The sequence below is a fragment of the Candidatus Cardinium hertigii genome (assembly GCF_003788695.1).
Genome location: NZ_RARA01000007.1, coordinates 1 through 7,812, shown reverse-complemented (window position 1 = coordinate 7,812; position 7,812 = coordinate 1). Strand labels below are relative to the sequence as shown.

At 30.8% G+C, this 7,812-nt stretch carries 4 protein-coding genes and 1 pseudogene; 4 read left to right on the top strand and 1 reads right to left on the bottom strand.

The window, feature by feature from the left end; all coding sequences use genetic code 11:
* Window positions 1–7: 7 nt before the first annotated feature.
* Window positions 8–259: pseudogene (locus EDM02_RS05865) on the bottom strand (IS4-like element ISWosp8 family transposase); the annotation flags it as partial.
* 446 nt (window positions 260–705) lie between these two features.
* Here EDM02_RS05865 and EDM02_RS00145 point away from each other — a divergent pair.
* The 4 genes from EDM02_RS00145 (at window position 706) to EDM02_RS00130 (ending at window position 7,243) form a co-directional block, all read left to right on the top strand.
* Window positions 706–1,848, top strand: coding sequence for a hypothetical protein (locus EDM02_RS00145; RefSeq protein WP_123662120.1), 1,143 nt, complete (start codon window positions 706–708; stop codon window positions 1,846–1,848).
* Between the two features lie 133 nt (window positions 1,849–1,981).
* Entirely contained in the window at window positions 1,982–3,253 is a 1,272-nt protein-coding gene (locus EDM02_RS00140; protein ID WP_184891040.1) for an ankyrin repeat domain-containing protein, read from the top strand.
* Window positions 3,254–3,422: 169 nt separating this feature from the next.
* Entirely contained in the window at window positions 3,423–5,279 is a 1,857-nt protein-coding gene (locus EDM02_RS00135; protein WP_123662115.1) for a hypothetical protein, read from the top strand.
* A 146-nt stretch (window positions 5,280–5,425) separates the two neighbouring features.
* On the top strand, window positions 5,426–7,243 hold the full coding sequence (locus tag EDM02_RS00130; RefSeq protein WP_123662113.1) for a hypothetical protein: 1,818 nt from the start codon (window positions 5,426–5,428) through the stop codon (window positions 7,241–7,243).
* The last annotated feature ends 569 nt before the right edge of the window (window positions 7,244–7,812 follow it).

Below are 7,812 nucleotides of genomic sequence, written 5' to 3'. Positions count from 1 at the left end.
GTTAATTCAACTTCACATGTTTTANGGAAAAAGCTTGCTTGGATGGAGGAATTTTGTACGTTAACGGTTCCATAAGTTCACACTCTATGCCTAAACTTCGCTTAACTAGCTTTAAAATAGTGGAAAATACTATTGGAAAAGTAAGTTTCCTTCTGCGCGTGAACATATGGCCGCCTTGGGAAGGGATAGTCTGAAATATTGCTGAATACAATTTATCTTTAATTTCCGAAATAAAATTTTCCCCTAAAAACTCTTGCATAAAAAAATGTATCATACACTTTTTTATGAAATAATAAAAAAAGAATTTATTCGCTAAATAAGAAGCCATGTAGAAAATGTAAAAAAATACCCTATTCTACTTGGTTATCAATAATAGCTAAACCTTAAGTTGACGCCATTGTCCGTTCACCTGCGTGGGGCCTGTCCACTTAAGTGTGTAAACTTTAGAGGCATCAACGGCTTTAAGACACATCGCTAAACTGAACGAATATATTTTTTAAACTCCTTAATCCAGTTCCACCCTTGCCCTGGTAGACGAAGGATGGAATACCTTTTTGTTCAAAATATTAGGAAAAATCAATTAAATGAAGTAAAATTGCTTTACTAATAGCATCTACAGCTAGTTTAAACTAAGATTAATTCTATTTAAGTTTAGCATTAGATATTTTTGCTTGTGTATTTGTACAGTTTATAAAAATTAGAAATATGAAAAGAATAAAATTTCAGCCAATCTTACTTATGATGGTTACTTCCAGTGGTATATATTATGGATGTAGCACAGAAGTTAATAATAAAATGAATAACCAAGAACCTGGTTCATCTTCTTCTTATAATTATAAGAAGAAAAATTATGATGATGATGTTACGCATTTCTCCTCTTCGAATAAAAAATTAAGATTTCATGATAAAATTATTGAATGTATAAGCGATTTTGCTTATCAGGATAAGCTTCTTCAGAAGAGTATGATTAAGGAATATTTTGAGTTTGTAGAAAGTAAGATTACTTCAGGCAAACCAAGTAAAGAAACTATTACTAGCCAAAAAAAATTTCATAGGGAAATTATGACGTTTCTTTCCGAAGAAGAGGAAAAATATGATAATGCCTTATCAACTCTCCGTGCAATCACTACGGATAATACGCCTTTAGAGAATAAATTTATCGAATATGCAATGCATATATGCAATATAGGAGAAGTTTTAGTTACAGATGCTGTAATGCAAATACACTATTATGGTAGACATCTAAAAGAAATTCTGAATAAAATGAAATTTATACAGAGTAATTTGTCTTCAAATAGAAATACTACAGATACAGAAGAAGATTTCTATAATCTACTGAGTGAATCAGTGGACAAAATGGATAAGATTCAGGATATATTCAAGAACCTTAAAGTATTATCCGATGCTTTTAATAATCTCGTAGAGGCATTTAATGATTCGTTAAACGAAGAAAATGGTTCAGCTAAAGCGTCGTTATCTTTTTTTAAGAAATCTTTAAACAAATACCGTAGTGATTTAGAGAAAGAAATTGGTGAATTACGCTCTCATTCTTCTTACATTTACTATTTGAGAAACAATCAGCCATTTCAGGTTCATCAGAAGTATAGCAATATAGTGCCTTCGTTTACAGAGATAAATAATATAGTAAAAGGGATTACTGATTTTCGTGCTCGTTTCAAGGAGGCTGAGAAAAGACTATTCAAAACCGAAACCGATATTTTTATAAATTGTGGAAATAAATTTATAGAATACCTAGAACAGGGTAATGAACGTATGATAAGAGTAACCCGTTTTAGTGCAGATAAAACGAGGCGAGCACGAGAATCATTTTTTATTCTTCAGGAATAGAGATCCGAATATGTTTAACTCATATTCATATTACACCATCATGTTTAAAAATTTCTTTTCCTTAATTTATCTTCTAAAGATATTAAAAAAGAATAGCATACTATATCAGTTATTATTTTACAATAGCTTATTGATGAGTTGTAGCAAAGTTGGTTCTATTTCAAAGATGAATACTTCTAATAGGTCTAATAATAGTACGTCTGGAGATTTAAATGATATAGATAGCACAAGTTGTAAGATATGTCAGGGACAATATTGCAACTATTATAATTCAAAATACAAAGAGGTGCAGCATTTGCAAGAACTAATTACTCAAATTGAGATTGATAATGTTGAATATGTAGAAAATTTGGATGAAAAAGGAATATTAAAACGTATTATTTATTATCATAACTCTAAACCAATAAACGAGAGAAATATACATGGCTTACTGCATATAGTGGCAATGAAGAAACTTAATGTTAAAATACTCCGATTATTATTGAAGGGAGGTTTGAATCCTAATGAATTTAATGAGGAGGGTTTTACTGCATTGCATTATGCTTGTGGTTGTGACGCACTTTCTATTCGTGAGTTGGTATATAAAACTGAAAATGGCCTAAAGGGCGAAAGGGATGAGATGCCTAGAAAATATATAACTAAACTGGATAAAGACCATATAGAGTGTCTATTAGACTACAGAGCAGATCCAAATATACAGGATCGTGTAGGTAAAAATACTTCTTTACATCACTTGTTGTCTTTTACATCTACTTCTAAACATGATGATGTAACCCTGATCAGTGATGATGAAGAGACGTATCTAGAATGTATTAAAGCTTTACTTGAAAAAGAGGCTAAGATAGATATACCTAATGAAGAAGGAAGGCCGCCATTACATATGTTAATAGAGAATGCTGGAGATTCTGCTTATACGCATTTGGCAACTGCTCTGGAAAAAATATTTAATAGTTTTATGGGGGAGGTGAGGATAAGGCAGCATAACATGCTAAATCCAAAGGTTAATTTAGTAGATATAGTTGATTCAGATGGTGATACGCTTTTACATCAAGCAGTTCGGCTGAAAAATAACGCCTTAACTGAAAGAATTATTGTGTTTTTATGTATGGATGCGCAGCCTAAAGATCAGGGAGGTGGAGGAGCAGGTGCAAATAGATTTATAAAAAATGATTTTGGTAATACCCCTTTGCATGAAGCAGCTCGATGTGACAATGAGGTTGCTATTTTAGCTTTAACTAGTGGTTTGAGCCCAGAAAATAAGATGGCATATTTAAATTATGAGAATTCAAAGGGAAAAAAAGCAGTAGAGATAACATTAGATATGGCAATAAGAAAGGGTCATGCATCATGTCTAGAGGTTTTATCGAAAATGCATGAAATGTATGATAGCTCTTGGAGCTTATAATATTGAAATTAGCTGGATGTAGTAACATGGAGCATAAGTTAGGTATGCAAGGGTATCAAGATGGTTCTAGCAGTAAAAATATACAATTATGATTAATAATCTATATAAAATTTATATTAGGGCGTTCTTATTGGGATTATGTTCATCTTGTCAATTACACAAATTGGGTATGAATGATAGTAATAAGGAGAATGAATGTAGTCAGTATTATAAAGATAAGCCAAGTATCTTATTAAAAGAAACAGAAATTATTAATAATCAATTGATTTGTTATGAACAACGCCTCCGTGAAATCACGGTCGAGCTTAATGGGTATAAACAAAAAAGTGATTCTTATAATAAAATGTTTGATAAGTATTGTGCACAAGTCGAAGTCGATCAAATAGCTGATATATTCAAGAGAATAAGAATTTCTCAAGTAAGTGCTTATCTTAAGGCTTATATTATTATGTACAATGATAAAGTAAATTCTAATCTAACAGTACTGCTGAATCGGGCTAATGAAACTATGGCTGATTTTGTAAGCGATTATGAGATGAATGCGAACAGCACAGATGACCGCGAAAAATATATTGGAAAATCTAAAATAGCTATATTACAAATACAAAAACAAATACAAGAAATCAAAGATATACTGGCCAGTATTGAGCAAATACAAATTACTATAGAGAGATTAATAGCATATGCTATTAATCCTAAAGAGGCTTTCACTGAGGACATTTTCGAAGGCTTATCTGCCCATAAAGAAGTAACTTATAAGCAAATATTACAGAATCTGGAAAATATGTGCCAAGATTTCCATAAGGAGTACCAAGATTACCTTAATGTCCAGGGTGATGTTAATATTTCTCATTCTGCTCAAATTACTCAAACACTTCAAGCACTTAACGATATGGTACGAAATTTTAAGGATGAACGCCAACTACATTCCATATTCAATGTATTGTCTACTTCTCCTTCTTTTGGTTCTGCTGATTTAATGATAGCAGAAAGTTGCTTAAATAAAGCTAAGGAATTTTTTACAGCTGCTTTACTTATGAAGGCTGGTATTCAAAATCATATTAGTATTATAACTAACATTAATCCTACGCAAGGTAGTGTAAGTACTGATAATGATGATTATTACATAAATAGTGTTATTGAATCTTTTACACCTTTAGTGAAAAACACACTTGATGTCGCAGAGGCTTATATGCAAGTTCATAATAGCTGTCATACAAGTTTGACAGATCTGATAAATTATGCATTGGCATCGAAGCAATTTACTGATACCAAGAAAGTTGAAAAACTCTGCTCTGCGCGTGACAACTTACTGAAGAGTAAAAATAGAATTTCAAATGCTTTTGTAAATGCTATACAAAAAGAAGAAGTAAACATAAGTATGCACGCCGGTATGCAAATGGAATACTCCATATTGGATGCTAAAAATATAGTTAATACTGTATATAAAATACTTAATAATCAATATGAGAAGGTACAGCAATATGTTACGTATGCTAAAAAGACTTATGAAAAAGTTAATGATGAAAATCAGGAAAATGAAAGTTTGGCTAGGCTTACTCTTAAGCTATATGAAATGACTAAAACATACAAAAGTATTTTTAATACAAGCTTAGGAATTGTGTCTGAAGTTAATACCAGTATTAGTAATATAATTAGCAATAGTGTCACTAGCGCTAACCTTAATCAACATCAAGAGAGTCTAAAGTGTCTAATTTCACGTCATGAAAATTTCCTTTGTAATCTAAATACAGCAATTAATTTGCTTCCAAAGCAATGTAATTATTCAATTACACAAACCCGTGAATTACTTATTAACTATCAATTACTTGCATCGCATATACAAAAACTAAAGAAAATTGTGGAAGATGAAATCTTTCCATTTATGTGTGAGGAAGACTTGCTTAACAATAGTGAGAAGCTAGTACAAATTATTATATGTTTAGGCAATTTTACTCAAATTATTGAGGAATTTGGTAATGCTTGTGAAGCATGTGTTAATCAAATTTGTAGATCCATGAATTGAGTGAACACACAATATATGATTCATAATTTTTTACCATATTATACATAAATAAATACTTAGAAGCTATGTACTATAATTTAAATCAAGTGTTAGTAGTCGTATTTACATTATGGCTATGTTTGTCTTGTCAAACACAAAAACTAAGTATGCAGGATACTAATATTGATCTTTCTAACTTAAATCCTATGGAGAGATCAAGAGTAAATAAATTTCAAACAGAATTGGAAATTACTAAAGAAAAATTTAGAGTATTAACAATAACTATTGAAAATACATCTTCTGAAATAGATGTAATCAAAAACGACATAAAAAAGTTTGCCGATAATAAAAATTTAGAAATAAATGATTGGAATAATTTTGAGGGTTGGGATGATTTTAATGCTATTAATACTAAATATTTGGTAAATAATAATATGTCTAAGCTTTTGCTCACATCTATGATGTATTCACATATGTTAGCTGAAAACATTAAAAACAAAGCAAAAGATAGACTTGATAAAGCTAATAATGCATTAATGATGGCCATAAATACAGATCTTGACGATAATTCTATTATAAATGGGGAGAAGCATCTTGCTAATTTCGATCAACTTGATCGGCAAATTGAAGAATATAAGGTCTCTATAGAATACGTCATAGAGTTAATACAGCATCTGATAAAAAGTATTAATGAGTATGATTCTAGTGGTGCTGAATCTACTGCATCTAGTCTATTGTCCCCAAATGATAATTGGGAAAAGATTGATCTTCGTCTAAAAAAGACTCGGAAAATAACTGATAAAATATTAAATCAATTGAAAGTTGATAATATTCAACAGGATATAAAAAAAATTTGTAACCCTAAAGAAGAATGTAAAGAATATAATATTTTAACCCTCATGCCCAAAAATATGAGTTTTAAGATTATATATGTTGCTGACGTATTATTAAATTATGTGGATACTATAAAGGGGCTTCAGGAATACCTTAATGAACTAAACATGCAAGTAAAAAATTTCAGTACAAGTACAGAAGATGTTAATCAGGATAAACGCAATCTTTATAACGCTAATTTAAAATATCTTGATTCCTTAATAAAAGAGATAGGAGCCATAATAAATCTTTACCGAGAAGCGTATTATAGACACTTAACATTTGCTTATATATTTGCTAAAAAACTAAACAATAACTGGGAGAAATACATGAATACTAATGAAGAATGTAATAGTGATAATTTATTAATTTTATTCAATAAATTTTATGAAGAAAGTCAAGCGGCAGACGAAAAAATCAAAGAAGCTAGTAAAAAGGAGAGGCAAGCTTATGAAAAACTTACCTGTTTTAAAGTACACTATGATACATTACAGCATATGAATAACATTGAACAGTATCTTAGTATTGCTAATAAAAATTCTAGCACCGCTAAAGCGCAATATGATGAATTTACGGCGAAAGACCCTAGACCTAGGTTCGATGCTTTTACAATTTTACTACACAATTTTAGTAAGACAATACGGCATCTTAAGAGTATGACTAACAGTATCTATACTATTATCGCAGAAATTAGTAATACTGTTTTTAAGTTGCATAACAATGATTATGAAATGTTAAATAATATGCTATCGAATATAGAAAAAGAAGAAAAATCTTTTAATAAAGAATACGAGGAATTGGAACAGTCAATATGTTACATTGATCGACAAAAAAACCTTTTTTCTAACTGTAAAAACTTACAGAAAGTGATGGAAATAAGTGGTAATATTAAAGAACTTTTTAATAAGATTACATATGGTTTAAATCAACTAAAGCAAAAGATTGTTCCTAATGATAATGATATTGATTCTTTAAAAGTAATAAAAGCTAGCAAAAGTCTTGCTATAGCTATAAGTAAATTTGCAGAACAAAACGCTGAGTGTGCTAGTTATGCTGCTAAATTTGATTTTAAGGAGAGCACTGGAACTATTTGTACATGTTGTGTTGGCTAACAGCAATAGGCAATTTGCTATGTATTTGGTTCTCTGTGCGATTTCTGATTAAGAAAAACTAACGTATCCGTTCAGCGGAGTGGCTTAAATCGTTTACTAGCTCTATTGTAAAATATAATTATTAATACTAAGTTAGTTTAGATTTTTCCCATAAACCTTTCCCTTAGATGGAATTAAACATAGAAATTATTCCCTATTTACTAAGTCAGGTTCAGATCTTAGAGGCTAAGATTGCGTTATTAGAATCTGAAAACAAGGCGTTGCGTTTAGAGAATGCCCACCTAAAAGAAAAACTTGGTTTAAATGCTAAGAATTCCTCTATACCCAGTTCAAAAGAATTGTACAAATCCAAGAAACGTCCTAGTCATAAGAGTGGGCGTAAGCCAGGTGGCCAACCAGGGCATACAGGTGCTACGCGCTCTAAGATGGTAGCTGATTCAATCGTNACAAATATCAGCCCGATTGGCTGCTATATATTCGGTTGTTTTATCCTGAATAAAAAGTGAAAAAGCCGTTTTTATACCACTAAATGAAAAATCCAAACGGGGCATATGCGTAGCCGGAAAAGC

Excerpts from the sequence above, each read along its gene's own strand:
- EDM02_RS00145 (WP_123662120.1), top strand. The coding sequence starts at position 706 with ATGAAAAGAATAAAATTTCAGCCAATCTTACTTATGATGGTTACTTCC.
- EDM02_RS00140 (WP_184891040.1), top strand. The coding sequence starts at position 1,982 with ATGAGTTGTAGCAAAGTTGGTTCTATTTCAAAGATGAATACTTCTAAT.
- EDM02_RS00135 (WP_123662115.1), top strand. The coding sequence starts at position 3,423 with ATGAATGATAGTAATAAGGAGAATGAATGTAGTCAGTATTATAAAGAT.
- EDM02_RS00130 (WP_123662113.1), top strand. The coding sequence starts at position 5,426 with ATGCAGGATACTAATATTGATCTTTCTAACTTAAATCCTATGGAGAGA.